At 66.3% G+C, this 26,740-nt stretch carries 27 protein-coding genes and 1 riboswitch; of the genes, 18 read left to right on the plus strand and 9 right to left on the minus strand.

What is annotated here, in order from left to right:
- From IM708_RS01220 to otsB, 10 genes are all read left to right on the plus strand, one after another.
- Complete coding sequence (locus tag IM708_RS01220; RefSeq protein WP_209424472.1) at positions 1-480, plus strand: Na+/H+ antiporter subunit E; 480 nt, start codon at positions 1-3, stop codon at positions 478-480.
- The gene (locus IM708_RS01225) at positions 477-794 is read left to right on the plus strand and encodes a cation:proton antiporter (RefSeq protein ID WP_209424473.1); all 318 of its coding nucleotides are present in this window, start codon (positions 477-479) and stop codon (positions 792-794) included. The genes IM708_RS01220 and IM708_RS01225 overlap by 4 nt, the downstream gene beginning before the upstream one ends.
- A complete protein-coding gene (gene mnhG, locus IM708_RS01230; protein ID WP_209424474.1) occupies positions 787-1,119 on the plus strand; it encodes a monovalent cation/H(+) antiporter subunit G in 333 nt (110 codons plus the stop codon). Before IM708_RS01225 ends, mnhG begins: the two co-directional genes overlap by 8 nt.
- A 59-nt stretch (positions 1,120-1,178) precedes the next feature.
- Positions 1,179-1,382: riboswitch (cobalamin riboswitch) on the plus strand.
- A gap of 120 nt (positions 1,383-1,502) precedes the next feature.
- Positions 1,503-3,368: a TonB-dependent receptor gene (locus IM708_RS01235; protein ID WP_209424475.1), complete on the plus strand. Its 1,866-nt coding sequence runs from the start codon at positions 1,503-1,505 to the stop codon at positions 3,366-3,368.
- Positions 3,346-4,176 (plus strand): ABC transporter substrate-binding protein, encoded by an 831-nt coding sequence (locus IM708_RS01240; protein ID WP_245242917.1) that lies wholly within the window; start codon positions 3,346-3,348, stop codon positions 4,174-4,176. The genes IM708_RS01235 and IM708_RS01240 overlap by 23 nt, the downstream gene beginning before the upstream one ends.
- Positions 4,176-5,165: an iron ABC transporter permease gene (locus tag IM708_RS01245; RefSeq protein ID WP_209424476.1), complete on the plus strand. Its 990-nt coding sequence runs from the start codon at positions 4,176-4,178 to the stop codon at positions 5,163-5,165. The genes IM708_RS01240 and IM708_RS01245 overlap by 1 nt, the downstream gene beginning before the upstream one ends.
- Positions 5,165-5,923 (plus strand): ABC transporter ATP-binding protein, encoded by a 759-nt coding sequence (locus IM708_RS01250; protein ID WP_209424477.1) that lies wholly within the window; start codon positions 5,165-5,167, stop codon positions 5,921-5,923. The genes IM708_RS01245 and IM708_RS01250 overlap by 1 nt, the downstream gene beginning before the upstream one ends.
- Positions 5,920-6,594, plus strand: a complete 675-nt coding sequence (locus IM708_RS01255; protein WP_209424478.1) for an adenosylcobinamide amidohydrolase — start codon at positions 5,920-5,922, stop codon at positions 6,592-6,594. The genes IM708_RS01250 and IM708_RS01255 overlap by 4 nt, the downstream gene beginning before the upstream one ends.
- Before the next feature lie 143 nt (positions 6,595-6,737).
- A complete protein-coding gene (locus IM708_RS01260; RefSeq protein WP_209424479.1) occupies positions 6,738-8,117 on the plus strand; it encodes a trehalose-6-phosphate synthase in 1,380 nt (459 codons plus the stop codon).
- Positions 8,114-8,839, plus strand: coding sequence for a trehalose-phosphatase (otsB, locus tag IM708_RS01265; RefSeq protein ID WP_209424480.1), 726 nt, complete (start codon positions 8,114-8,116; stop codon positions 8,837-8,839). Before IM708_RS01260 ends, otsB begins: the two co-directional genes overlap by 4 nt.
- On the opposite strand, the gene IM708_RS01270 is transcribed toward otsB, so the two are convergent.
- Genes IM708_RS01270 through tkt form a run of 4 tightly spaced genes read right to left on the minus strand, consistent with a single transcriptional unit; the run spans position 8,836 to position 13,724 of the window.
- On the minus strand, positions 8,836-10,095 hold the full coding sequence (locus IM708_RS01270; protein ID WP_209424481.1) for a TRAP transporter large permease: 1,260 nt from the start codon (positions 10,093-10,095) through the stop codon (positions 8,836-8,838). The two genes, otsB and IM708_RS01270, sit on opposite strands and share 4 nt — an antisense overlap.
- Positions 10,096-10,099: 4 nt before the next feature.
- Positions 10,100-10,678 (minus strand): TRAP transporter small permease subunit, encoded by a 579-nt coding sequence (locus IM708_RS01275; protein WP_209424482.1) that lies wholly within the window; start codon positions 10,676-10,678, stop codon positions 10,100-10,102.
- Positions 10,679-10,703: 25 nt separating this feature from the next.
- A complete protein-coding gene (locus IM708_RS01280; RefSeq protein WP_209424483.1) occupies positions 10,704-11,681 on the minus strand; it encodes a TRAP transporter substrate-binding protein in 978 nt (325 codons plus the stop codon).
- 30 nt (positions 11,682-11,711) lie between these two features.
- Positions 11,712-13,724, minus strand: a complete 2,013-nt coding sequence (tkt, locus tag IM708_RS01285; protein ID WP_209424484.1) for a transketolase — start codon at positions 13,722-13,724, stop codon at positions 11,712-11,714.
- Between the two features lie 188 nt (positions 13,725-13,912).
- Here tkt and IM708_RS01290 point away from each other — a divergent pair, with 188 nt between their 5' ends.
- Positions 13,913-14,425, plus strand: a complete 513-nt coding sequence (locus IM708_RS01290; protein ID WP_209424485.1) for a hypothetical protein — start codon at positions 13,913-13,915, stop codon at positions 14,423-14,425.
- A gap of 10 nt (positions 14,426-14,435) precedes the next feature.
- Positions 14,436-14,825 carry a cell division protein ZapA gene (locus IM708_RS01295; RefSeq protein ID WP_209424486.1) on the plus strand — a complete coding sequence of 130 codons (390 nt, stop codon included), beginning with the start codon at positions 14,436-14,438 and terminating at the stop codon, positions 14,823-14,825.
- Between the two features lie 20 nt (positions 14,826-14,845).
- Here the strand turns inward: IM708_RS01295 and IM708_RS01300 are convergent, their stop codons facing one another.
- Entirely contained in the window at positions 14,846-15,538 is a 693-nt protein-coding gene (locus IM708_RS01300; protein ID WP_209424487.1) for a GntR family transcriptional regulator, read from the minus strand.
- A gap of 167 nt (positions 15,539-15,705) precedes the next feature.
- On the opposite strand from IM708_RS01300, the gene dctP reads away from it, so the two are divergent.
- The 5 genes from dctP to IM708_RS01325 are packed head-to-tail and all read left to right on the plus strand — an operon-like array spanning position 15,706 to position 21,515.
- Positions 15,706-16,695, plus strand: coding sequence for a TRAP transporter substrate-binding protein DctP (gene dctP / locus IM708_RS01305; protein WP_209424488.1), 990 nt, complete (start codon positions 15,706-15,708; stop codon positions 16,693-16,695).
- A 59-nt stretch (positions 16,696-16,754) separates the two neighbouring features.
- Positions 16,755-17,303, plus strand: coding sequence for a TRAP transporter small permease (locus tag IM708_RS01310; protein ID WP_209424489.1), 549 nt, complete (start codon positions 16,755-16,757; stop codon positions 17,301-17,303).
- Positions 17,303-18,619 (plus strand): TRAP transporter large permease, encoded by a 1,317-nt coding sequence (locus tag IM708_RS01315; RefSeq protein WP_209424490.1) that lies wholly within the window; start codon positions 17,303-17,305, stop codon positions 18,617-18,619. Before IM708_RS01310 ends, IM708_RS01315 begins: the two co-directional genes overlap by 1 nt.
- An 18-nt stretch (positions 18,620-18,637) precedes the next feature.
- Positions 18,638-19,990 carry a malonyl-CoA decarboxylase gene (locus IM708_RS01320; RefSeq protein WP_209424491.1) on the plus strand — a complete coding sequence of 451 codons (1,353 nt, stop codon included), beginning with the start codon at positions 18,638-18,640 and terminating at the stop codon, positions 19,988-19,990.
- The gene (locus tag IM708_RS01325; RefSeq protein ID WP_209424492.1) at positions 19,971-21,515 is read left to right on the plus strand and encodes a malonyl-CoA synthase; all 1,545 of its coding nucleotides are present in this window, start codon (positions 19,971-19,973) and stop codon (positions 21,513-21,515) included. The genes IM708_RS01320 and IM708_RS01325 overlap by 20 nt, the downstream gene beginning before the upstream one ends.
- A gap of 241 nt (positions 21,516-21,756) precedes the next feature.
- Here IM708_RS01325 and IM708_RS01330 read toward each other — a convergent pair whose 3' ends face one another.
- The 4 genes from IM708_RS01330 to IM708_RS01345 form a co-directional block, all read right to left on the minus strand.
- The gene (locus IM708_RS01330) at positions 21,757-22,518 is read right to left on the minus strand and encodes a DeoR/GlpR family DNA-binding transcription regulator (protein ID WP_209424493.1); all 762 of its coding nucleotides are present in this window, start codon (positions 22,516-22,518) and stop codon (positions 21,757-21,759) included.
- 194 nt (positions 22,519-22,712) lie between these two features.
- Positions 22,713-23,123 (minus strand): DUF126 domain-containing protein, encoded by a 411-nt coding sequence (locus IM708_RS01335; RefSeq protein WP_209424494.1) that lies wholly within the window; start codon positions 23,121-23,123, stop codon positions 22,713-22,715.
- Positions 23,116-24,381: an aconitase X catalytic domain-containing protein gene (locus tag IM708_RS01340; RefSeq protein WP_209424495.1), complete on the minus strand. Its 1,266-nt coding sequence runs from the start codon at positions 24,379-24,381 to the stop codon at positions 23,116-23,118. The genes IM708_RS01335 and IM708_RS01340 overlap by 8 nt, the downstream gene beginning before the upstream one ends.
- A 4-nt stretch (positions 24,382-24,385) precedes the next feature.
- A complete protein-coding gene (locus tag IM708_RS01345; protein WP_209424496.1) occupies positions 24,386-25,204 on the minus strand; it encodes an aspartate dehydrogenase domain-containing protein in 819 nt (272 codons plus the stop codon).
- Between the two features lie 90 nt (positions 25,205-25,294).
- Here IM708_RS01345 and IM708_RS01350 point away from each other — a divergent pair, with 90 nt between their 5' ends.
- Positions 25,295-26,689: an MmgE/PrpD family protein gene (locus IM708_RS01350; protein ID WP_209424497.1), complete on the plus strand. Its 1,395-nt coding sequence runs from the start codon at positions 25,295-25,297 to the stop codon at positions 26,687-26,689.
- Positions 26,690-26,740: the final 51 nt, after the last annotated feature.

Consider the following 26,740-nt stretch of genomic DNA (forward strand, 5'->3'; position numbering starts at 1 on the left):
ATGAATGCACTGGTGGTCAACCTGCTGCTGGCCTTCGCCTGGGCCGGGATGCAGGGCAGCTTCACGCTGGGATCGCTGATCACGGGGGCGGTGCTGGGCTTTTTCGCGCTGTGGCTATCCGCGCCGCTGATCGGGATCGAGCGGCTGTACTTCGCGCGGGTCTACCGGATCGTGCGGTTGGCGCTGTTCTTCCTGTGGGAATTGACCCTGTCGTCGATTCGCGTCGCCTGGGATGTCATCCGCCCCTTTCCGCGCAACCAGCCCGCGATCATCGAGATGCCGCTGAGCGTGAAAAGCGATATCGAGATCCTGTTGGTGACCAACCTGATCTCGCTCACCCCCGGGACGCTGAGCGTCGATGTGACGCCGGACCGCGAGACCTTGCTGGTGCACGCGATGTTCGCCGACGACCCCGAGGCGCTGGTGACGGAACTGAAGGACGGGTTGGAACGGCTGGTAGCGGAGGTATTCGAAAAATGACCGCAACCGAGTTTCTGGATTTCGCCGTCAATCTGACGCTGGGCATGATCCTGCTGGGCCTGGTGGTGGCCTTCGTCCGCCTTGCCATCGGCCCGACCCTGGCGGATCGGGTCGTGGCGCTGGACATGATGACGATCACGATCATCGCCTTCTGCGGCGTCTATGCTGTTGCCGTGCGCGAGCCGTCGTTCCTAGACGTGGCGATCGTGCTGGCGCTGGTCGGGTTTCTGGCCACGGTGGCGTTGGCGCGCTACGCCGAGCGACGGTTCGAACGCGACGGTGACAAGAACGGCGGGGGCGCGGGCCATGATTGAGATCCTCACCGGCATCCTGCTGCTGGGAGGCGGCGCCTTCGTGCTGATCGCCGCCATCGGCATCGTGCGCCTGCCCGACCTGCTGACACGGATGCACGCCTCGACCAAGGCCGGCACGCTGGGCAGCCTGCTGGTGCTGGCCGGCCTTGCCGTCCATGTCGGCTCGGCCGAGGTGATCAGCAAGGCGATCGCCACCTCGCTTTTCCTGCTGCTGACCGCGCCCATCGCCGCGCATATGATCGGTCGCGCCTATGCCCGGACCGAGCGGCGAAAGCGCCCCGGCGACGCCGATCCTTCGGCGCCTGTGCAGTACAACCAGGGATAGTATTGCGCGATCGGGCGGCGCTGGGTGGAAGCTTGTCTTGCCCGGCGCGGACGATTGGATTAAGCAAAGGTTGCTTCGGTGCAGGCGGTACTCTGCCTGTTAAAAGGGAATGCGGTGCGGCCCTTCGGCCAATTCCGCGACTGCCCCCGCAACTGTAAGCGGCGAGCGATGTCGGCACATGCCACTGTGGCGCAAGCCATGGGAAGGCCCGGCAAAGCGACGACCCGCGAGTCAGGAAACCTGCCGAGGCGATCACCCTGTTCATGCGCGGGTGGCGCAGGGGCAACGGTCCGTCCGTAGAGGTGATGCCCCACCGTCTGCGGAGGAATGCCTCCCAGACATGTCGTCACTTGGCGCCCGGCGCCGACTTTCGGGATGGTTACATGCCTTCGCTTCCAATTCTCAAACCCGCCTTGGCCGGTCTTTTCGTGCTGGCCGCCGTTCCTGTCCAGGCGCAGATCGTCGATCTGGGCCGCATCACCGTTCTGGCGACGCGCGTCGCGACCGAGGTTCAGCGCAGCGGCGCCTCGGTCAGCGTCATCGAGCGTGATTCGATCGAGGCGAGCGGCGCCACCCAGCTTGCCGATCTGCTGGCGCGTCTGCCGGGTGTCAGCATCGTGCGCACGGGTGGTCCCGGCACGTTGACCGGCCTGCGCATGCGCGGTGCCGCGCCGGGCTATGTCGCGGTCTATGTCGACGGCATTCGCGTCGACGATCCCACTGCGACCTCGGTGCAGACCGATTTCGGGCACATGCTTCTGGATGACGTCAGCCGGATCGAGGTTCTGCGCGGCTCGCAATCGGCGCTCTATGGCGGGTCTGCCGTTGCCGGCGTGATCAGCATCACCACCCACCGGCCCGAGCGGGACGGCTTCAGCCAGGAAACCGGGCTGGAACTGGGCAGCTACCGCACGCGCGCGGCGCGCTACGCGCTGTCGTTCCGCGACGACCGGATGGAGGCGGGGCTGTCGCTGGTCCATCGCCGGACGCGCGGCTTCACTGCCTGGGAGGGTATCCCCGGCACCCCCGGCTTCAGCCCGGACGCCGAGCCCGACGGGTTCGAGGCCACCCGCCTGTCGGCCAGTTTCCGCTACCGCGCCAGCGAGGTGCTGACCTTCGGACTCTCCGCTTTCGGGCAGAGGTCGCGCAACGACTACGACACCGGCTGGCCGACCGACCCGAATTCCGATGCCGAGTCGCGCTGGCGCACCCGTGGCGCCCGCGTCTTCGCCGAGATCGAGACCGGCATCGTTCAGCATGAACTGTCGTTTTCCCGGTACCGCATTGACCGCGATCTTTACGAACTGGGCGCACTGACCAACGGGTATGTCGGGCGGCGCGCCGGGCTGGCGTATCAGGGCGTCGCCGAAGTCACGCCTGACTTGACCTTGATCTGGGGCGCCGACACGACGCAGGAGCGCGCGACCGCCGACACGATCCCCGCCGGGACCGAGAGCACCCGGACTAGCGGCGCATTTGCTCAACTTCTTTGGGCACCGACCGCGCAACTGGATCTGGGCGCGACGGCGCGGGTCGACCGGAATTCGGCCTTCGGGTCGTTCAGGACCGGCCGGCTGACCGCGGCATGGCAGGTCGCACCGGGCACCACGTTGCGTGGTGCGCTCGCCCGCGGCTTCCGCGCGCCATCGCTGGATGAACGCTTTGGCGATTACGGTTTCTTCGTCGGCAACCCGGCCCTGCAGCCCGAGACGAGCGACAGCGCCGAGATCGGTCTCGATCATCGCTTTGCTGGGGGCGGCGAGGTCAGCGCCACGCTCTTCTGGCTGAATACTTCTAACCTGATCACCTACGACGGGCTCGCTGTTCCCAACACGCTCAACAACGTGCCCGGAACCTCGCGTCGCCATGGGCTGGAGCTGTCGGGCAGCCTGCCGGTGGGCGACCGCCTGACCGTGACCGGCGCCTATACCTATACCGATGCGCGCCTGCCGTCGGGCGGTAGGCTGACGCGGGTGCCGCGCCATGACCTTGCGCTTGGGCTGGATGCGGTACTGGCCGACCGCTGGCGCGGGGCGGTCGATCTGCAGCGCGTCTCGGGGCGCGCGGCGGAGTTCGGCGCGGCCTTCGACGACTATACCGTCGTGAGCGGAAGCCTGCGCTACGCGGTGACCGACAGCGCCGATATGTACCTGCGGGTCGAGAACCTGTTCGACCAGCAGTATCAACTGGTGCCGGGCTACGCGACGCCCGGTCGGTCGTTCTACCTTGGCGTTGCCGCGCGCTTCTGATCTGGCGGCGCTGGCCGTGGTGCTTTGCGGCGCCACGGCCTCGTCCGCGGGGCCACCCGAAAGGGTGGTCTCGATCAATCTGTGCACCGACCAGCTTGCGATCATGCTGGCCGCGCCGGGGCAGCTCGTTTCGGTAAGCCACATTGCCGCCGACCCCCGGGTTTCGCCGCAGGCCGCCGAGGCCGCGCGCTTTCGCCTGAACTACGGCCAGGCCGAGGAAGTGCATGCCATGGCGCCCGACCTGGTGCTGGCGGGGCCCTACACTTCGCGCTACACCGTGGGGTTGCTGCGGCGACTGGGGGTCGAGGTGCGCGAACTGCCGCTTGCCGATCGGTTGCAGGACATTCCCGAAACGATCTCGCAGATGGGTGCCTGGCTGGGCCGCGAGCGTGCCGCCGAGGCCCTGATCGACGATTTCAACGAGGGGCTGGCAGCGCTGACGTCCGAGACGGACCTGCGCCCACGCGCGGTACTGCATTACGCCAACAACTACACCTCCGGTGGGGGCACTTTGGCCAACGAATTGCTGAACCTGGCCGGGTTCATCAACATCGCAGCCGAGGAAGGCTTGCGCGGCGGTGGCACGCTGCCGATGGAACGGATCGTGATGCTGGCACCCGATCTGGTGATCTCGGGTCAGCGCTATCCGGGCGAAAGTCGGGCCGAGGCGGTGCTGGATCATCCCGCGATGATTGCGTTGCGCGAGCGACGCGTAGGCGGCGTGTCCGACGCCGATTGGGTCTGCGGCACGCCGAACGTGCTGCGCGCGCTGGCCCGCCTTGTCGCGCTCCGGGCAGAGGTGCGCTGATGCGCTTTCCCCTGCTGCTGGGCGTGCTGGCGCTACTGGTGGCAGGGCTTTTCGCCGCCTCGCTTCTGGTTGGCCCGGCCGGGATTGTGCCGGCGCGCGCGCTGGCCGCGCTGATCCGGGGCGAGGGGGTTGCCGAGACGCTGGTGATGCGCGAGATCCGCCTGCCGCGGGCGCTTCTGGCGGCGATGATCGGGGCCTCGCTGGGGCTGGCCGGGGCGGCGATGCAGGGCTATCTGCGAAACCCGCTGGCCGAGCCGGGGCTGATAGGCATTTCGGGCTCGGCCGCGCTGGGGGCGGTGCTGGCGCTGCAGACCGGCGTCGCCGCAGCCTTTGTGCTGGCGCTGCCTCTGGCGGCGATGGCGGGGGCGGTGGTTGCGGTGGGCTTGATCCTGCTGCTGGCGGGGCGCAGCGGCGGGTCGATCACGCTGATCCTGGCCGGCATCGCGGTCTCTGCCATGGCGGGGGCGTTGACCGCGCTGGTCCTGAACCTGTCGCCCAACCCCTTCGCCGCTGCCGAGATCGTGTTCTGGATGATGGGCTCGCTGGCCGACCGGTCGATGACCCATGTCTGGCTCGCGCTGCCGTTCATGGTGGTGGGCGGGGCGCTGCTCGCGACGCTGGGGCGCGGCTTGGATGCGCTGACGCTGGGCGAGGATGCGGCGGCGACGCTGGGCGTGTCGCTGACGCGGATGCGCCTGGTGCTGATCGGCGGGACGGCCTGCGTGGTCGGGGCGGGCACGGCGATTTCCGGGGCCATCGGCTTCATCGGCCTTGTGGTGCCGCATATCCTGCGCCCGGTGGTCGGGGCGCGGCCGTCGCGCCTGCTGGCGGCCTCGGCACTGGGTGGGGCGGCGATGCTGCTGGCGGCGGATATCGCGGTGCGGCTGATCCTGCCCGAGCGCGACCTGAAGCTGGGCGTGCTGACCGCGCTGGTCGGGGCGCCGCTTTTCCTGCATCTCATCTACCGCACCCGACGCGAGGGGTTGTGATGGCGTTGCTGACGCTTTCGAATCTCTACGCGGCACGGGGCCCCTGTGACGTCCTGCACGACATCTCGCTTTCGGTCGCGGCGGGCGAGTTCGTCGGGCTTCTGGGTCCCAACGGCGCCGGCAAGACCACGCTGATGCGCGCCGCGCTCGGCTTGATGCAGTCACGCGGGCAGTCGAACCTTGCTGCCCTTGACCGCCGCGCCCGCGCCCGCGCCGTCGCCTGGCTGCCCCAGGCGCGCGAAATCGCCTGGCCGATGGACGTGGAGACGGTGATCACCCTGGGCCGCGCCCCGCATCTGGCGCCGGGCCAGTGTCCCGGCGCCGAGGATCGGGTCGCAATCGACGCTGCCATCACGCGCATGGGACTGGACGGCTTTCGCACGCGCATCGCCACGCAACTTTCCGGCGGCGAACAGGCGCGGGTTCTGATCGCGCGCGCGCTGGCGCAGGACACGCCGCTTCTGATGGCCGACGAACCGACGGCGGGCCTGGACCCGGGCAGCCAGATCGGCCTGATGGAACTGTTCGCCCAGACCGCGCGCGAGGGCAGGGCGGTCGTGGCGTCGCTCCACGATCTGGGTCTGGCGGTGCGGCATTGCACGCGTGTCGTCGTGCTGGACCGTGGCCGTATCGCCGCCGATGGCGCGCCGGACGCGGTGATGTCGCCCGACCTGCTGGCGCGGGTCTTTCACATCACCGCGCATTTCGCCTCGGGACCCGAGGGGCCGGTCTTTCAGCCGCTGGGGCTGATCCGATGATCGTGCTCGATCGGCCCTGGCTGTCCTTCGATCTGGGCGTTGAGATGACGGTGCTCAGCTGGACCGTCAACCGCCCCGGATTCGTGCGCGGACGCCATCTGATCTGGCGAGAGATCCGCAACGCCGACTTGCCGCCCGATCTGAACGTCAAGGCGTGGCTCGACGCGGAAACCGCCCGTTTGGGAAAGCCCGATGCGCCCTGCCTGCTGACCTCGCGCCGGCTGGATGCCTTTGTCCGGCATGACGCGCGTGAAGGCACGGTCGCGGCCTGCGCCGTCGCGACCGTGGGACTATCGAATGCCGAACGGGTCGGCACGCGTACCGATCGAACCGGCCGAAACTGGGACCTGGACCTTGGGGCGCATTACGGCACGGTCAACGTGGGGGTGCGCGTCGATCACCCGCTGTCGCGCGCGGGGATGCTGGAGGCGCTGAGCATCGTGACCGAGGCGCGTACCGCCGCGATCCTTGACGCCCAGGTACATCTGCCGACCGGGCTGGCGACGGGAACCGGTACCGACTGCATCGCGATTGCCGCACCCGAAGGCGTCGACGATTACGCGGGCCTCCATACCGACTGCGGCGTGGCGCTCGGGAGGGCGGTCTACGGTGCCGTGCTTGCCGGCGCGCGCGATTGGCAGTCGACGGTAGGCTTGATCAGGGGGGGTTGATCGACCAGCCCCCGTGGAAATCCGGTCCGGGCTGTGTCACGATCCACCCTGTTTCGACGCCGGTCTGAAGCGCAACGCGAACCTGGACACGGAACCACCGGCGCGTCACGTCGTTGGAACGGCAACCCTTGGAAGGATCGCGAATGAGCCGACTGATCGTCGCGTCGAACCGAACCGCGAACCCCGGCGAGGAACGCGCGGGCGGTTTGGCCGTGGCCTTGGGAGATGCTCTGGCCGAGCGCGGCGGCGTCTGGTTTGGATGGTCGGGCGAGATCGTCCCGAGAGAAACCCGCGGCATCCGCCTCGCGGTCGAGGGCAACATCGATTTCGCATTGGCCGACCTGACGGCGGCTGAACATCAGGGCTATTACCTCGACTTCGCCAACCGCGCGCTCTGGCCGGTCTTTCACTACCGCGTCGATCTCGCCGTTTTCGACGATGCCGCCTTTGACACCTACGCCGCGGTGAACCGCCGGTTCGGCCGTCTGCTTCTTCAGCTGTTGCGCCCGGCGGATGTTGTCTGGGTCCACGACTATCATTTTCTGTTGCTGGGCGATGCCCTGCGCGACAATGGATGGCGTGGCAGGATTGGGTTTTTCCTGCACATTCCCTTTCCGCCTGCCGAGATCTTCGCCGCCTTGCCCCACCACCAGCGCCTGGCGCGCGGCATGGCGGCATTCGATCTGCTGGGCTTCCAGACCGAGCGGGATGTCGGCAACTTCACCCGGTACATGGTCGAGGAGCATGGCGCCGAACGTCTCGACGATGGGCGCATCAAGGTCTTCGACCATCTGATCCGCGCGCAGGCCTTCCCCATCGGTATCGACCCCGACGAGGTCGCGTCCATGGCCGAGAGCGAGGAGGCGCGCACCGCGTCAAATCAACTGGGTCGGATGATCGAGAGTCGTTCGCTGGTCATCGGCGTCGACCGCATGGACTATTCCAAGGGGTTGCCTCAGCGGCTTCAGGCCTTTGGCCGGCTTCTGGATGAGGACGAGCGGCTATGCGGACGGGTCAACCTGTTGCAGATCGCCCCCCCTTCGCGCGAGACGGTCGAGGCCTATCGGGATCTGCGTGAAGAGCTCGACCGCCTGACCGGGCGGGTGAACGGCGATCATTCCGACCTTTACTGGACGCCGATCCGCTACATTGCGCGCAGCTACTCGCGCGAGGTTCTTGCGGGGCTGTTCCGGCTGGCGCGCGTCGGGCTGGTGACACCGCTGCACGACGGGATGAACCTTGTCGCCAAGGAATACATCGCCGCGCAGGACCCGCAGGATCCGGGCGTGCTGATCCTGTCGGAGTTCGCCGGTGCCGCCGAACGGATGCAGGCCGCGATCCTGGTGAACCCCCACGATGTCGATGGCATGGCCGATGCGATCCGACGGGCGCTGGAGATGTCGCGAGAGGAACGCACGGAACGATGGACAAGTCTGATGCAGGAGGTGCGGGACCACGACGTCGTCGCCTGGCGGCAGAATTTCCTGTCGGCCCTTGAAGGAATGGGACGGGATGAGACGTGAGCGACCTGGACGCCTTGCGGCTGACGGCGCGCGACGCGCTCTATCTCGATTTCGACGGCACGCTTGCCGAGATCGGTCCGGACCCCGACGCGATCATGTTGTCTGCCACCACGCTTGCCGCGCTGACGGCGCTGGCCGCGCGCCTGGGCGGGGCGCTGGCGGTGCTATCGGGACGGGATCTGCGCGACCTGGCGCGGCGCACGCCCGACAGTCTTTGGCGCGTCGGCGGGCACGGGCTGGAGGTGTTGCCGCCTGGCGCGACCATCCCTCCTGCCGCCTCCGCTCCGTCCGGTTCCTTCATGGATGCGTTGCTGCCGCTTGCAGTCATTCCTGGCGTGCGGATCGAAGTGAAGGGCCCTGTCGTCGCGATCCATTACCGCGCCGCGCCCGAGGCCGAAGTCGCCTGCCTTGAGGCGGCGAAAGCCGCGCTGGACCTGGCGCCCGGCTACAGTGTTCAATCCGGCAAGATGATCGTGGAACTGAAACCCCAGGGCGCGGACAAGGGCGCGGCCTTGCGCCGTCTGGCGTCGCTGGAACCCTTCGCCGGGCGGCGGCCGATCATGCTGGGCGACGACACCACCGACGAAGACGCAATGCGGGCGGCGCGTGCGCTTGGCGGGATCGCGGTCAAGGTGGGCGAGGGCGAGAGCGTCGCCGATTTGCGCGCAAACGACCCCGCTGCCGTGCGCGCCTGGATTGCCCGCGAGGCCGAGAGAGCCTAGAGCAGGGCCAGACTCAGCCATGGAACCAGCGCGAGGATCACCAGGGCCACGCAGGCCACGGCGAAGAAGGGCAGGGTGGCGCGGAAGATCTGAAGCGCGCCGGTGTCGCTGACCGAGGCGGCAACGTACAGTCCGATCCCCACCGGTGGCGTCAGCAGTCCGAGGATCAGGTTGATCGAGACGACCACACCGAAATGCAGCGGGTTGATGCCGTAGACCTCGGTCGCGATGGGCAGCAGGATCGGCACCACCATGATCAGACCCGGGATGCCATCGATCACCGTCCCGACAAGGAGCAACAGAAGCAATACCAGCAGCATGAAGGCCCAGGGCGTTGTCGCCACCGACTGGATCCATGTTGCCGCGGTTTGCGGCACCTGTCCGTAGATCAGGACCCAGGAAAAGACGCCCGCCGCCGCGACCAGGAAGAGGACGAGCGCGGTGTTCAAACCCGTTCGCAGGAGGATCGCCGGCAGATCGCGCAATCGCAGCGTTCGCGTGTAGAGAAATCCGATCAGCGCCGCTGTCACCGCCCCCAACGCCGCCGCCTCGGTCGGCGAGCCGAAACCGCCCAGGATCGTGCCGATGATCACCGTCGGGATCGCCAGCATCGGCAGCGCCGCGCGCGCCGCGCGCCACCGGGACGGCCAGTCCAGCCGCTCGCCCTGCGGATAGGCATGGCGCCAGCCGAGTGCTGCGAGCGTCAGCAGGAAGAACCCGCTCAGCATCAATCCCGGCAGGATGCCCGCGATCAGCATGTCCCGCACAGCGACCTGTGCCAGCACCGCATAGACCACGAAGACGATCGACGGGGGGATGATCGGCCCGAGCAGGCCGCCAAAGGCCGTAAGGCCCGCGGCGAAGGCGCGCTCGTAACCCGCGCGTTCCATCTCGGGGACCATGACGCGGCTCATCATCGCGATCTGCGCGGTTGCCGAGCCGAGGATCGACGCAACCATCATGTTCGCGATGACGTTGATATAGGCAAGCCCCCCGCGCAACGCGCCGACGAAGACGGCTGCCAGCCGGACCAGCCGCGCCGTGACCCCTGCGCCGTTCATCAGTTCACCCACGAGGATGAAGACCGGGATCGCCAGCAGGCCGAAGTTGTCGAGCGAGGTGAACATCTTCAGCGGATAGCTGTCGAGCAGCAGGGGATTGCCGGTCTCGAAGATGAAGACCAGGGCGGCAAGGCAGAGGACCAGCGCGATCGGCAGGCCGATCATCAACAGAACGAGGAACGCTGCGACCGTCATCCCCCTATCCCTCGCCCCCGGAATTTAGGTCTGACGCACGGCGGTCGATCAAGCCCAGATCCTCGACCAGATTGGTGAGCGCATGCACGATCAGTGTCAGCGCGAACCACGGCATGATCAGGTAGAACCACCAGTAGGGCAGTCCCAGGACGGGCGTCACCTCGGTATAGAGGAAGTTGAAATGCCTCAGCTCGAATTCCCCGATGTCGTAGCCCGCCGACGAGAGACCCGGCAGATCGAACCACCGCCAGCAGAGCCAGGCCAGCAGCACCGCGAAGGTGACCGCCATCGCCGACGCGGCGACACGCAGTGCGCGCAGCAGAAGCGGCGTCGCAACCTCGTGCAGCACGCGCATTGCCGGATCCGAACGCGCCCGCAGCATCAACGAGGCGCCGACGAAGGTGGCGAGCGTCATCGAAAGGATCGCGGATTCGTCCGCCCAGGCGAGCGTCACACCGAAGGCGCGAAAGCTCACGTTGATCAAAACGAACCCGGCGACCCCCGCGATCAGCACCGTCAGGAGCCATCGCTCGACCACGGTGAGAATGTCCGAGATGCCCCGCAGGAGGTGGACGAGGGTCATTGGCCGCCCCTCGTGCCCCAAGCCCTCAGAACGACGCGACCAGTTCGCGCAACCGCGCGACATAGGGCGTCTGCGCACCCCATTCCGCATCCCACCGCGCAACGACATCGCCGAAGAAATCGGGGCCGACGTCCTCGGTGATGTGGATGCCGGGGGTCTCGCTCAGTCGTGCGAGTTTGCCGTCCTCTTCGGCGACGAAGCGGTCGATGGTGCGGTCACAATGCTCCTGCGTCGCCTCGCGGATGAGTTCACGATCATCCTCGGGCAGGCCGGCCCAGACCCGTGCCGAGACGAGCGCGACCATGCCGAACATGTGGTGGTTCGTCTCCATCAGGTGCGGCGCATGCTCGAAGTAGCGGAAGTTGATGATCGACTCGTAATCCATGTCGATGGCGTCGATCTGGGCGTTGGCGAGCGCATCATAGACCTGTGTCAAGGGCATCGGCGCCGGTGCGGCGCCGAACATCTCGAAGAACGAACGGATGGGCGGCGCGGGGGTGATGCGAAAGCGCAGCCCGCTCAGATCCGCCGCCGATGCGACGGGCTGGCGGGTCACCAGTTGACGCATGCCGGTCATCGCGTAGCAAAGCCCCATGGTGCCGGTGGCGCGCGGCAGAAGTTCGAGGATCTCGCGCGCCTCGTCCGAGCGCAGGACGCGCGCGGCATCGGCGATGTTTTCGACCAGGAAAGGCGCGTGCAGGGCCGCCATGGCCGGCACGCGGAACGTGATCTCGGCCGTGGTCAGCCAGGCCATGTCCAAGGCGCCCGTCTGCAGCTGCTGCAGCATCGTCGCTTCATTTCCCAACTGGCCCGAGGGATAGGCGGTGACCGAGAAGCGTCCGTCAGAGCGACTGGCCAGCGTCTCGCCCATGGCCGCGACCTCCTGGTTCCAGACATGTACCGGCGGGGTGATCAATCCCAGCCCGAAGCTGCGCTCCTGCCCCGATGCGGGCAGAGCCAGAAGGGCGACGAGGGAGGCGGCGAGGAACTTCTTTGGTTTCATCGGCGGTTCCCTTCAGGATGGTCATTCGGGTCAGAGCAGGGCTTGCGCGCGCTCGGCAACGGCCTCGGGCGTGATGCCGAACTGGCGGTAGAGGACTTCTGCCGGGGCCGAGGCGCCGAAGCCCTCCATCCCGACGAAATCGGATTTCTTCGCGCGCTCGCCCAGCAGCCACCGATCCCAGCCGCCCGCGCGTACCGCGGCTTCGACGCCCACGCGCACAGGACCCGCAGGCAGGACGCGGCGCCGATAGGCCTCGGGCTGGGCGGCGAACAGTTCCATGCATGGCATGGAGACGACGCGTACGCCGATGCCTTGCGTCTGCAGCTTTTCGCGCGCTGCCATGGCCACGCTCACCTCGGAGCCGGTGGCGATCAGAATGACCTGACGTTTGCCTTCGGCCTCGGCCAGGACATAGGCGCCCTGGGCGGTCAGGTTGCTGGTGCTGTGCTTCGTCCGTACCGCCTCGACGCCTTGGCGGGTCAGCGAAAGAACTGTGGGGGTGGTTGTCTGATCCAGTGCGATTTCCCAGGCTTCGGCGGTTTCGACCAGGTCGGCCGGGCGGATGACCAGGGTGTTTGGCGTCGCGCGACTGATCGCCAGATGCTCCACCGGTTGATGCGTCGGCCCGTCTTCGCCCAGGCCGATCGAGTCGTGCGTCATGACATAGATCACCGGCACACCCATCAGCGCCGATAGCCGCATCGAGGGGCGCGCATAGTCGGTGAAGGCCATGAAGGTGCCGGCATAGGGGCGGATGCCGCCATGAAGCGCCATGCCATTCATCGCCGCCGCCATGCCATGCTCACGTATACCGTAGTGCAGGTAGCGGCCCTTGCGGTTTCCCGGTTCGAAGATGCCCAGGTCCGGGGTTTTGGTATTGTTCGACCCGCTCAGGTCGGCCGAGCCGGAAAAGGCTTCGGTCACGACCGGATTGATCGCTTTCAGCACCGCCTCCGATGCCGCGCGGGTGGCCAGTTTCGGGCGGCTTTCGATGGCCTCCTTCTTCACCTTGCGGATCGTCGCGGGCAGGCGCTTGGGAAGTTCGCGCGCAAAGATCCGGGCGAATTCGGTTTGCTTGGCGGCCGATAGCTCCGCCAGGCGTCTTTCCCATGCCTCGCGCGGCGCGCCACCACGGGCGCCAATCGTTTTCCAGGCCTTCCTGATCTCGTCAGGGATCTCGAACGGGCCGTGGTCCCAGCCATAGGCCTTGCGCGTGTCCGCGATCAATTGGGCATCGGTCAGGGCGCCGTGACCTTTGGCGGTGTCCTGTGCACTGGATCCAAGCGCGATATGCGTGCGGCAGGCCACCATCGCCGGGCCCGGGCTGGTCTTGGCGTCAGTCAGCGCGCGGTCGATGTCGTCGGGGTCGTGGCCGTCGCATTCGAACACGTCCCAACCGGAGGCCGCAAAGCGCGCCTTCTGGTCGGTGATACAGGCGATGGAGACCTTGCCGTCGATGGTGATGTCATTGTTGTCCCACAGAAGGACCAGCTTCGACAGCTTCTGTTTGCCTGCCAGACCGATTGCTTCGTGGCTGATGCCCTCCATGAGACATCCGTCGCCGGCGATGACCCAGGTGTGATGGTCCTGGATCTTCGCCCCCCAGCGCGCGCGCAGCGACTCCTCGCCAATCGCGAAACCCACGGCATTGCCAAGCCCCTGGCCCAGCGGGCCGGTCGTCGTCTCGATCCCCTTGGCGTGGCCGTATTCCGGGTGCCCTGCGGTGTTCGCACCCCACTGGCGGAAGTTCCTGATCTGATCGAGCGTCATGTCCTGATAGCCCGTCAGATGCAGCAGCGCGTAGAGCAGCATCGACCCGTGACCCGCCGACAGGATGAAACGGTCGCGGTCCGGCCAGTCGGGGGCGCTGGGGTCGAACTTCAGGTGTTTTTCGAACAGGACGGTCGCCACGTCGGCCATGCCCATCGGCATGCCGGAATGGCCTGAATTCGCCGCGGCAACGGCATCCAGTGCAAGCACACGGATCGCGCAGGCTTTCTGCCAGTGATCGGGGTGCCGGGTGCGCAGGGTGTCGATGTCCAAGGCGACGTCCTCTCGTAAAGGGGGTTGAGCGCGTCTTAGCAGGCTCAAGAGCAAGTTCAAGCGCGTGCTGCAAGCCCTTGGTTGGAATGGCGGCGCAATCGGCCTAATCTGCGCGTCAACCGAGGCCGACAGCAATTGCGGGTTGATTCGCGGCCCTGGCCGGAGTGCTTGCGAAACGGAGGATCGAGATGAGCGACCTTGCCGCCTATGAGCGTCGCATTACCGCTGCGCTGGACCGTATCGCCCGCCGGATCGAGGCCGGGCCGGGTCCGGCCGCGGCACAGGTGTCCGCAAAACCGGATCCCGCCACTGAAGCGACCATTGCACAGCTCAGGTCGGCGCTTGAGAAGGAGCGCGCGACAAATGTGCAGCTTTCGGAACGGCTGGCTGCCTCGCGGCAACGGCAGGACGGACAGGTGGGTCAACTGGAGCGACGCCTGGCACGGCTGACGGAACAGCTGGACCTGCAAAGCCTGGAGATGCTGCGCCTGAAGAAGGCCAACACCCGGTTGATGGAGGCTCACGCGGCGTTGCGCGAAGCCTATGTCGAGAACTTTCCGGATCACCAGCTGATCAACCGTTCGATTTCCGCCGATCTGGAAGCGCTGCAGGCAGAACGCCGCGCCGAAATGGCCGAGATGGAAGAGATCCTGAGCGAACTGAAACCGTTTGTCGCGGCTGACGGCCGCACCGCCGGCTGAGGAGGACGCGATGCCCGAAGAGAAGATCACGATCGGCGGCAAGACCTTCGAAGTGGCCTGCCAGGCTGGCGAGGAACAGTTCCTGCACGCCGCCGCTGGCATGCTCGATGCCGAGGCTCAAGCCCTGATCGGCCAGATCGGTCGCCTGCCGGAAGCGCGCATGCTGTTGATGTCCGGCCTCATGCTGGCCGACAAGACCGCGGGTTACGAGGACCGCCTGCGCGCGGCCGAGGAAGAAATCGAAAGGCTGCGTGCCGAGAATTCCAAGTTGCGCAGCGCCCCGCGTCCTGCGCAGAACCGGGTCGAGGTTCCCGTCGTCCCGCAGGAGGTCGCCGAAACGATGGCCGAACTCGCCGCCCGCGCCGAGGCCCTGGCGGATCAGATCGACGAGCGTGCCTGACCGGTTGCCAGCGCCGTATGTTAGGAACGTCCCATGGCGGCCGGTACCAGAGGGGAACGGCGGTAGCTTGCCATGAGATCGTTGAACTTGCTGCCCTGGACCGCGACGTGATTCCGCAAGGCATCCGCCGCAGCTTCGCTCTCGCCACGTTCCAGAGCTGCCAAAACCTGGCGGTGCTCGTCCAGCGATTGCGCCATGCGTCCACGCACCTGTAGCTGCATCCTGCGAAAGGGCTTCAACCGACGATGCAGACGAGCGGCCTCGTCGGCCAGGAAGCGGTTGCCACCGGCCTGGTAAAGCAGCATGTGAAAGCGTTCGTTCTCTGCGTAGTAGCGGTCGCTGTCGGCGTCGTGGACTGCCGCCTCGCAGGCGATGACCGTCTCGTGCAGCGCCGCAAGAAGCGGGCGTGTGATCCGACGTGTCGCCAGTCGCCCGCACAGCGCCTCCAGTTCGGCCATCACCTCGAACATCTCGACCAGTTCCTCGAAGGCCGGGTGCCGGACGAAGGCGCCACGATGCGGGATGAGTTGCACCAATCCCGAGGCGGCGAGTGCCTGGAAAGCCTCGCGCAGGGGCGTGCGTGAACAGCCGAACCGTTCGGCAAGGCTGACCTCGTCCAGCCGGTCGCCATCCGCAAGGTCGCCGGTCAGGATCAGCTGTTCGAGTTCATGGCGGACGCCATCGGCCCGCCTGTCCGCGCGTCGGGTGTTCATGCAATCAGCCTAGCGTGCAGCATTGTTTTTCACAACGCCGAACTTGTATACAAAATAATTGACTCTGCATTTCAGATGGAGTTCCCTCGGAGCGTCAGCCCATCTGGGCGTGGCGGGAGGTGCAGATCGACCAAGGTCGCAAGATTTGCAGATCAGGGAGGAACAGAATGAAGATCGCTTGTTATCCGGCGGCTACGGCCGCGCTTGCACTCGCCCTGGGCCTGAGTGCCGCCGAAGCGCAGCAACTGCGGCTGTCGCACCAGTGGTCCACGGCCGATGTCCGCCACAAGGTCGCCGAGATGGTGGCCGAGAAGGTGGCCGAAGCCGATGTCGGGCTCGAAATCCGCATCTTTCCTTCGGCCTCGCTCTTCTCCGCGACAGAGCAGTACGTACCTCTCAGCCGTGGGCAACTCGACATGACGGTCTATCCGCTGTCCTATGCCGGCGGACAGCGACCGGAATACAACCTCACGCTCATGCCCGGTCTTGTTCGCAACCACGACCATGCTGCGCGCCTGAACCAATCACCGTTTATGGAGGCGCTGGAAGACATCATGGCCGAGGATGACGTGATGGTCCTCGTGCACGGCTATCTGGCCGGCGGCTTCGCCTCCAAGGGCGACTGCGTCACCCGGCCCGAGCATATGTCGGGCCGGACGGTCCGCGCCGCGGGCCGCGCGTTCGAGCAGATGCTGGCCGCGGCCGGCGCCTCGATCTCGTCAATGGCCTCGTCCGAGGTCTACAACGGAATGCAGACCGGGGTCCTGGACGCCATCAACACATCTTCCTCGTCGTTCGTCTCGTTCCGGCTTTACGAGCAGGTGGACTGCTTCACCCCGGCGGGCGATGTCGCGCTCTGGTTCATGTATCAGCCGCTTCTGATGAACAAGTCGACATTCGAGGGGCTGAGCGAGGAACAGCAGCAGGCACTTCGCGACGCCGCCGCCGAGGCCGAGGAATGGTATCTTGAGCAGGCCAAGGCCGATGACGTCAACGCGGTCGAGGTCTATCGAAACAATGGCGTAGAGATTGCCGAGATGACCGCCGAGGACTTCGAGGCCTGGCGCGAACTGGCGATGCAATCCTCCTACGCGAGCTTCCTTGAGGATGTGCCAGACGGGCAGCGCCTGCTCGACCTCGCCTTCGAGGTCGAGTGACCGTCACCTGATCGTGGCGCCGGGCCTGCGCGGCCCGGTCGTCGCTCCGGAGGCCAGCCATGACGCAACGCCCCTCCGCCGCCGCAGGCGGCCGCGGTGTCGATCTCTTCCTTCGTGTCGTGGGGGGGGTATCGACCCTGTGCGGCTGGATCGCGGCGACGATGATCCTCGCCTCGGTGCTGATCACCTGCCAGATGATCTTCGTGCGCTTCATGCTGCGCCAATCCACGATCTGGCAGACCGAAACCGTCATCTACCTGATGATCGCCGCGACCATGCTCGGCCTGCCCTATGTGCAGAAGCTTCGCGGCCATGTGAACGTGGATCTGCTTCCGCTCTACATGCGACCCCTGCCGCGCAAGGTGCTTGCCGTCTTCGTACTGGTCGCCGGGGTTGTCGTCCTGGGTGTGATGGCCTGGTACGCTTTCGAGAACTGGATGACCGCCTATTCCCGTGGCTGGCGCTCGGCGACCGTGTGGGGGCCACGGCTCTGGGTGCCGTATCTGGCGCTGCCGCTTGGCTTCGCGCTTTTCATCCTGCAACTCTTCGCTGACCTCGTGGCCCTGCTGACCGGCCGTGATCGTGCATTCGGGTTGGAGGACGCCTGATGGACCCACTCACCCTGGGCGCGTTCGTCGCGATCGTCACGGTCTTCGTGCTGTTCTCGGGCGTTTCGGTCGCAACCGGCCTGCTAATCGTTTCGGGCGGGTTCCTGGTGGTGTTCGACGGCATGCGCTCGCTCGAACTCATGCCCGAGATGTTTTTCGGCAAGCTCAACTCCTTCGCGCTGCTGTCGATCCCGATGTTCATCATCATGGGGTCGGCGATTTCCTCGACCCGCGCGGGCGCCGACCTCTACGAGGCGCTGGAGCGCTGGCTTACCCGGGTTCCCGGAGGGCTGGTCATGTCGAACCTGGGCGCCTGCGCGCTTTTCTCGGCGATGTCAGGCTCCAGCCCCGCGACTTGCGCGGCCATCGGCAAGATGGGCATCCCCGAGATGCGCAAGCGCGGCTATCCTGACGAGGTGGCGGCAGGCTCCATCGCCGCGGGCGGGACGCTGGGCATCCTGATCCCGCCGTCGGTGACGATGATCGTCTACGGCATCGCCACCGAAACCTCGATCGGGCGGCTGTTTCTGGCGGGCGTCGTTCCGGGGTTGATGCTGGTGGGGCTGTTCATGGCGTGGTCGGTCTGGTCGACCTGGCGCAACACCGGCCTCTCGGTCATGTCGGACAGACGCTACAGCCTGCGCGAGAAGCTGGAGATCCTGCCGCGGGTGATTCCGTTCCTGTTGGTGATCCTGGGTGTCCTTTACGCCATGTATGGAGGCATCGCCACGCCGTCCGAAACCGCCGCGGTGGGCGCCCTGCTGTGCCTGTTGATGGCGATCGTCATCTACCGGATGTGGTCGCCGGCATCGCTTTGGGTTGTGCTGCGCGACTCGACGCGCGAAAGCGTGATGATCCTTTTCATCATCGGCGCGGCGGGGGTCTTCAGCTACATGCTTTCCTCGCTTTTCATCACGCAGTCCATTGCCATGTGGATTTCGGGGCTGGACGTGAACCGCTGGGTGCTGATGGGGGCGATCAACGTCTTCCTGCTCATCGCGGGCTTCTTCTTGCCGCCTGTGGCGGTTATCCTGATGGCGACGCCCATCCTGTTGCCAATCGTGCTGGCTGCCGATTTCGATCCCTACTGGTTCGCGGTCGTGCTGACGATCAACATGGAGATCGGCCTGATCTCGCCGCCCGTGGGGCTCAACCTCTATGTGATCAACTCCATCGCGCCGGATATCAAGCTCAAGACAATCCTGAAGGGGTCCATGCCCTATGTCGGCTGCATGGTGCTTGCCATCATCATCCTGTGTTTCTTTCCGGCTATCGCCACCTGGCTGCCCGAGTTGGTCATGGGGCCGGTAATCTGAGCGAGGAGAGGTGAAGCGATGGCACGGACAGGCTTTCTGGGCGATCTGCTGGCACAACTGGTTGATCGGCAGTTCATTCCGTTCCGGCCTGCCAGCGACAAGCCGATCGAAGATCTGTGCCGCGCGCTGCTTTCGGGCCGCGGCGAAGTTTCGGCCATGCGACTCGCTCGGGAGATCCTGGCGCGCTATGACGGCATGGACGCCGCCGGTCGCCGTGCCTTCTTCCAGTTGCTTGCAGAACGCTTCGACCTTGATCCCGCCGCGGTGGCGGAGGCTTCTGCCGCCTATGCCGAAGCGCGAGACGCGGACAGGCTGTCCCGGCTCGTACGTGCCGCCGAACCCGCCCGTCAGGAGCTTTTTCGCCGGCTCAACCACGCGCCCGGCGCAACGGCTGATCTGGTTCGGATGCGGCGCGATCTGCTGGATTTCGTGTCCGAGGAACCGGCGCTGAGCCGGGTCGACCTCGATTTCACGCATCTCTTCGCATCCTGGTTCAATCGTGGCTTTCTTGTGTTGCGACAGATCACCTGGGACACGCCCGCCCGGCTGCTGGAAAAGATCATCGAGTACGAAGCCGTGCACGAAATCGGTGACTGGCGTGCGCTGCGCGCCCGCATCGATCCGCCCGACCGGCGCTGCTTCGCCTTCTTCCATCCGGCGATGCCGGACGAGCCATTAATCTTTGTCGAGGTGGCGCTGGTGCGCAAGGTACCCGGCTCGGTTCACGCCCTGCTCGATCCCGAGCGCAGCATCCTCGACCCGGCGGCGGCCGATACCGCCACGTTCTATTCGATCTCGAACTGTCAGGAGGGGCTGCGCGGCATCAGCTTCGGCAACTCGCTGATCAAGCAGGTCGTCGAACTGCTGCGCAGCGAATTTCCGCACCTTCGCCATTTCGTGACGCTGTCGCCAATCCCCGGGTTTGCACGCTGGCTTTCAAGGCGCGCCGAGGCGGGGGACGCCGTGCCCGCCGCGTTGCTGAAAACAGCCGCTACGGGTAAGAACCTCGGCGATGCCGAAGTGCTGTCGCTGCGCCGGCTGGCCGCGTATTTCCTGGTCGAGGCGAAACGCGAGGGCGGACGCCCGCTGGACCCGGTGGCGCGGTTCCATCTTGGCAACGGCGCGCAGGTCTACGATGTCCACGCCAATGCCGATCGTTCGCCGCGCGGTCTGAAACAGGCACTTGGCGCGATGGTCAATTATGACTATGCCCTCGACGCCGTCGAGCAGAACCACGAGGACTATGCGCAGCGGGGCACGGTTGCGGCGACGCGGGGGGTGCGGGCGCTGGCCCGTGCCGCCGAAATCGCCCAGTCCGAACCCGCGACCGCCCGGAAGGAGATCGCCAGACATGACAAACCCGCTGCATGAAGCCCTGATCGCCCCGCTGCGCACGCGCGCCGATCCGCTGCTGCATCTGAGTGACGGCGCATCGCTCTCGGGGTTCGAGTTCTTCGCGATGTGCGCTCGCGCGGCCGGCGCGCTGCGCGCCGCGGGGCTGGAACCCGGCGACCGGGTCGTGGTGCAGGCGGCGAAATGCCCCGGCACACTTGCCATCTATGGCGGGGCGTTGGCGGCGGGTGTGGTCTTCCTGCCGCTCAATACCGCCTATACGCCCGATGAAGTCGCCTATTTCCTGCAGGATTCCGAGGCAGGGTTGATGATCGCCGAACCCGCACATGCGCCGGCGCTCGCGCCGATCGTGGCGGATTGCGGCACGCGCCTTGAAACGCTGTCGTCGGACGGGTCGGGAAGCTTCGATGCGCTGGCGGCGGCTCAGCCCGACACATTTGCGCCGGTCGCCCGCGATCCGGACGATCTGGCGGCGATCCTTTATACGTCGGGCACGACGGGCCGGTCGAAGGGCGCGATGCTGAGCCAGCGAAACCTTCTGTCCAACGCCGAGGTCCTGGTTCAGGAATGGCGCTTCAGCGATTCGGACGTGCTGCTGCACGCCCTGCCGGTCTTTCACACGCATGGCCTGTTTGTCGCGACCAATGTCACGCTGCTGGTCGGCGGGTCGATGATCTTCCTTCCGAAGTTCGACGCCGATCAGGTCTTCGAGGAACTGCCGCGCGCCACCGCGATGATGGGGGTGCCGACCTTCTACACGCGCCTGCTGGAGGATCCGCGGCTGACGCGGAAGATGGTCGAGCATGTCCGGCTCTTCGTCTCGGGCTCGGCGCCGCTTCTGGCCGAGACGCACACCGCCTGGGAAGCGCGCACCGGGCATCGCATCCTCGAACGCTACGGCATGACCGAAACCAACATGATCACGTCGAACCCCTATGAGGGCGAGCGCCGCGCCGGCACGGTCGGCTTTCCGCTGCCGGGGATCGAGGTGCGCCTGACCGATCCCGCAACGGGCGCCGAGGTCCCGGCGGGCGAGACCGGAATGATCGAGGTTCGCGGCCCCAACGTCTTCCGCGGCTACTGGCGCATGCCCGAGAAGACGGCGGAGGAGTTGCGCGAGAATGGTTTCTTCATCACGGGTGACCTGGGCCGGTTCCAGCCGGACGGCTACCTTGAGATCGTCGGGCGGCAGAAGGATCTGATCATCACCGGCGGTTTCAACGTCTACCCGCGCGAGATCGAGGATGTCCTGGACGCCCAGCCCGGCGTGCTGGAATCCGCGGTGATCGGTGTGCCGCATCCGGATTTCGGCGAGGCGGTGCTGGCGGTTCTCGTCCCCCAGGCCGGCGCGACCCCCGATCTGAACATGATCGAGGCGGATCTGCGCCAGCGTCTGGCCGGGTTCAAGCGACCGAAGGGATTTGAGATCGTGCCGGAACTGCCGCGCAACGCGATGGGGAAGGTGCAGAAGGCCGAGCTTCGGCGCCAGTACGGCCAGATGTTCAAGCCGGCGGCTGCCGGTTCCTTAGGGCGCAGGGCGTGAAAAGGGGGGGCGGATTGCGACAGGGTCCAAGCTTGGACCTTCGCGTAACCAATTCATATCAGATTCGAAAATTTCGTAAATTAACCGCATTGAAACTTTCGGCCGACAGCCAAATCCGCCCGGCTGAAGCCGTCATGCCGCCGCCTTCTGCGTAGCGTTCCGCCCGTATTGTGCCGGTTGCAGGTCGATATCGGCAGGGGGCAGAATCCCGTGACGCACGGCACGCGGTACCTGGTCGGCTTCAGCCCACGACGCAAAGCCTCGTGCCCCACTCGCCGCAGGCGGCGATGACGCTGCGCGGGGGCGGATGGTCGGTGTAGAAGGCGTCGATCTGGCGCAGGGAGGCGATGCGCGCCGGGGCGCGACGCTGGTACTTGGAATGATCGGCGACCAGATAGGTCTTGCGCGCGCAGTCGATGACCGTCTGGCTGACCCCGACTTCCTGGATGTCGAAATCCAGCATGTCGCCATCCTCGTCAAGCGCCGAGCAGCCGATCACGGCCAGGTCGAACTTGAAGGCCCGGATCGCCTGCATGGCGATGGTGCCGACCAGCCCGCCATCGGCGCGGCGCAGCAATCCGCCCACCACGATCACGTCGCAATCGGGGTTGTCGACCATGATGTTGGCGACGTTCATGTTGTTGGTCAGCACCATGATGTCGCGGTGCTTCAGCAGCGCGCGGGCAACGGCCTCGGTGCTGGTCCCGATGTTGAGGAAGACCGAGCAACCGTTCGGGATGTCCTGCGCGCAGCGCGCCGCGATCGCGGCCTTGGCGGCATCGTTCAGCCCGCGGCGATCCTCGTAGCCGATGTTGGCCACGGTCGAGGGCAGCAGCGCGCCGCCGTGAACGCGCTCCAGCTTGCCGCTGTCGGCAAGCTCGGTCAGGTCGCGGCGGATGGTCTGCGGCGTGACGTCGAAATGCGCGGCCAGTTCATCGACGCTGACCCGCCCGTCGCGCCGGGCCATGGACAGGATCTCGGGCAGGCGAAGATTTTGCGACATGAACGGCCCTCCGGCTTGGAGGGTTGGTGATTTCGGCGCGCGGATCAAGCCGATTCCGGGCCGCCATTAGCGACAGGCGGTGTCGACTCGGTGTGGCACACGGCGGAGCCGGGCAGGGGGCCCAAGACCGGATCGCATCTGCCGGACAGCACGGGTTCATCAGAAGAGTGCAGTCCGAACCAGCGGAGCGACGATCAGACGCGAGTGACCCGACCCGCCACGGCGTCGACCCGAAGCCGATCGCCGGGTGTCACAGCCTGCCAGAACCCCGTATCCGCGACCACGACAATGGGCACTTCCGCAAGAAAGGCGCCCTGCGTGACGGATGGGTCCGGCAATTCGCGCAGGACCAGCGCGGCGGGATGCGTTTCATGGACCTTGAGTTGATAGAGAAAGCGCCAGGCGCCGGCCGAGCCACGGGTTTCCGGCAGCACCAGAACGCGGCCCGTGACGACCTCGCCGCAGAGATCGCTGGACCGGCCGACAACCCGACCGGACCGGATGTCGAGGTCGCCCAGAAAGGAAAGCGCCGTTTGCGAGATCAGCGCAGGCCCCTCCGCCATGCCCTTGACCACGCCGCGCGCTTTCCAGCCGGTTTCAGTCATTCTGCCGCGCCCTTGGCACGAACCGCCCGGAAATCGCGGATTCCACCGCGCGTTCACTGGAGGTGAAAAGCGTGGGACACTGGATCATGTCGCGCACGTAGTGGGCCTGCTTGGCGGAATCGACAAGGATCGTGCGGATCTTCGGGGGCGTCACGCCGAGCGACGCATCGGGCGAGCAGGTGCGGGCGAAGTGGCACGAGATCGGGCAGGTGTCCGAAACGACCTTCGCGCCGGCGGCCAGCAGCGGCGCCAGCAGCCCCGCATCGCGCGCCATCTGCCGCACGACCCGGTTGGTGGTGACCCAGACCTCGACGCCTTCGGCGATCCTGCGTCCCGCGAAGAGCGCGGCATAATGCTTCATTTCCTCGAAGGACGCATGCGGGCAACCCAGATGCACCAGGTCGAACCCGGTCTCGTCGCCGGTGCAGAACCCGTCGAACACCTGCTGAAGGTCGGCCTCGGCGATGGCGACCTCGGGCAGGCCGGCCGCGTCCGCGTCGCTGTCGTAGGGCGGGGTCACGCCGGGCAGGATGAACATCGCGACACCGCCCGATGTCGCCATTCCGACCCCCAGGGCATCCAGGTCATCGAGGCCGGGCCGGAACGGCAGCCCGGTGATCAGCGGCACGCCGTTGCGTACGGCGGTGCCGATGGCATAGCCGAGCGCGGTGAAGTCGGCCGTTCCCCGCGGCGGGGCCGTCACCCGCACCCGATGGGTGGCTTGGCGGTTCGCGTTCAGGTGCAGCCCGAAGCGCGGATACCGCCCGGTCATCCCGGCATAGACGGCAAAGAACCCGTCCCGGTTGGCGCGCGCACCGAGGACGGAATTGGCAAACACGGTCACGCCGCTTTCGATCGAGGCGATGTGCATGTTCCAGGTGGGCCAGTGTCCTGCCCAGTACGGCGTGCAGGTGAAGGAGGTCGCGCTGCCCATGGCGCGGTGGGCGGCCTCGGCCCGCTTCTGCAACTGCCCCAGGCTGTCGGGCGCGCCGGTGCTGTGCCAGTCGCCCATGTCGGCATTGGCGATGTTGGTGGAGACCGGCACGACCATGCGCGCGCCCTGTTCGGCTGTCGCCTCGATCAGCTCCACATCGCCCTTGTAGAGCGCCATGCCGGCATGCACATGCGCATAGCCGATATCGACCATGTCGGGCGCATCATAGGCTTCGCCGAGTTGGACCAGCGCCTCCATCGCCAACTGCGCCGCCCGGCCCTGGTCGCCGGCCAGCAGGGCCTTGTCATGATCGGAAAGTCGCACGGGCTCAGCTGCCGATCCGCAGGGTGGCGCCTTCGCGGCGCAGCGCGGCGAGAATGCTCAGCGCCACCACCATGCTGGTGCGGTTGTTCTGCGGCGACGGATAGTTCTGCGAGGTCATCTCGAGCGAGACGGAGCTGGCCTCGACGCTCAGCGTGTGGCGGGCCCCGGGCAGGGTGCCGTCGGCGCGTATCCGCACCTGGGTCCGGTCCAGACCGATGCCGGCCAGGGCCAGCGTGACCGCGACGTTGAAATGGCGCGGGAAATGCCCTGCCGCCTCCCGCGCGCTTCCCTCCAGCACCGTGACCGGGCCGCTGGCGGCCGCGGCGAGGTCGATCCCTTGCTCACGGATATACGGCTCGTGCTCGAAGGAGGCGGGGTTGATGTGCGAGGTGAGCACGACCGAGCGGATCTCGTCTTCGGCGGCGGCGCGAATGATGTCCAGGCCCGGCAGCGTTCCACCCGCCAGGTGAAGCGTGGCGCCGCTGGCTTCGGCGATGTCGATCAGGTCCATGTTGACCGCAAGCGCCCCGATGCTGACGGCGACCACTTTGCCACCCGCGCGCAGTGTCGGCTCGACCACCGCGCGAAATCCGTCATAGGTCGCGCATTCCACCAGGATCGCGTCGAAGCCCGGAGCCTCGTCGGCCGAGATGATCGGGACATCCAGATTGAAGCCCGTCGCCGCCCGCTCCGCCTTGACCTTGTCGCGCGCGGCGATGGCCACGATCTCGATCGTCTCGTTGGCGTTGGTCGTCAGCTTGTGCGCGATCTGCTGGCCGACATTTCCGAACCCGCCGAGTACGATCCGCATCGCTTTCGCCATCTTTCCGCGCCCCTCATGATCGTGTTGCTTATGTATTCTGACATGTATACATTTATCGGTGCAAGACGAAAAGTTGTTGAGGAACAATTGATGAGCGACCGCGCTCCGATCACGCGCCGCCTCGCCGCCTTCATTTCCGGTTTCGGGCCGCACTCGCTGCCCGAGGAGGTCATGGCCTATACCCGCACGCTGGCGACCGACGGCATCGGGGTCTTGTGCGCGGCGACCCATCCCAGCGTCACCGCCGCGCAAGGGATCGGAGATTTCGCTGAAGAGTTCGCAGGCGCCGGTCGCGCAACGCTGATCGGGCGCGGCCGCAAGGTGGACCCGGTCAACGCGGTGCTGGCCAACGGGACACTGGGCTATGCCGCCGATTTCGAGCCGCACCACCCGGAGGCGATCCTCCATCCGATCGCCGTGATGATCCCCACCGCGCTCGCCCTCTCGGAAACCGAATCCCGCAGCGGTGCCGAGGCGTTGGCCGCCGTGGCGCTTGGCTGCGAGATCACCTATCGCGTTTCCATGGCGATGAACCCCCGCGCGCTTTACGAGCGCGGGTTTCACCCCTCGGCCATCGCCGGCAGCTTCGGCGCCGCCGCGGCTTCGGCATACCTGCTGGGTCTGGATACCGAACAGACCGTGCGCGCCCTGGGACTGGCTGGGCTGCAGACCTCGGGGCTGCTGGCCTGGCAGGACGATCCGCGCGAGGACGCGCGGCCGTTCCAGATGGGGCTTGCCGCGCGGAACGGGGTCATGGCGGCATTGCTGGCCCAACGGGGATTCGGTGCGCCCGATCGCATCTTCGATGGTGGCCACGTCGTGCTCGACGCCTATAGCGGCGTTGCCGATGCCGGCAAACTGGTCGACGGTCTGGGCCAGACCTGGGACGGGGTGATGGAACTGGCGATCAAGCCCTATTCCTCGGTGTCCTTCCTGCACCCGGCCCTCGACGCGCTTGTCGGGCTGCTGGAAGAATACGCGCTGAACTCATCCCAGATCGCGAAGATCTCCCTTCGCTTTGCCGCTGCGGGTGCGCATTGCGTCGACGACAACCCGCTCAAGGGTCATTCGGCGCAGTACATCCTGCCGGTGCGCGCGGCCATGGGGCGGCTTTCTTTCCTCGATCTCTTCATCGATCGCCGCGAAAGCGAGCCCGAGGTTGCCCGCCTTGCAGTCAGCACCGAGGTGATCCGCGACACCGGCGAGTTCGACGCGGCCTTTCCGGATTCCTACATGGGCGAAATCACGCTGACCCTGACCGACGGGCGCACGCTCGTGGCAAGGTCGGATGTCGCGCGCGGCTATCCCGAAGTCCCGATGACGCAGGAAGAGCTGGATGCGAAATTCGACGAGGTGACATCCGCCGTCTGTTCGGACATGCGCCGAGAGGCACTCGCAGACGCCGCGACCGATCTTTATTCAGCGCCGGATGTTCGGACCTTGACCGGTATTCTCGCACAGCCACCCGATGCCCATGTCGCATGAAGGTGGCGCCGGTGCCCGCAATTCGAAAAGCAGAACATTGGTGAAAGGGTC

Origin of the sequence: Pararhodobacter sp. SW119, assembly GCF_017811755.1 — a bacterium.
Classification (GTDB): domain Bacteria; phylum Pseudomonadota; class Alphaproteobacteria; order Rhodobacterales; family Rhodobacteraceae; genus Pararhodobacter.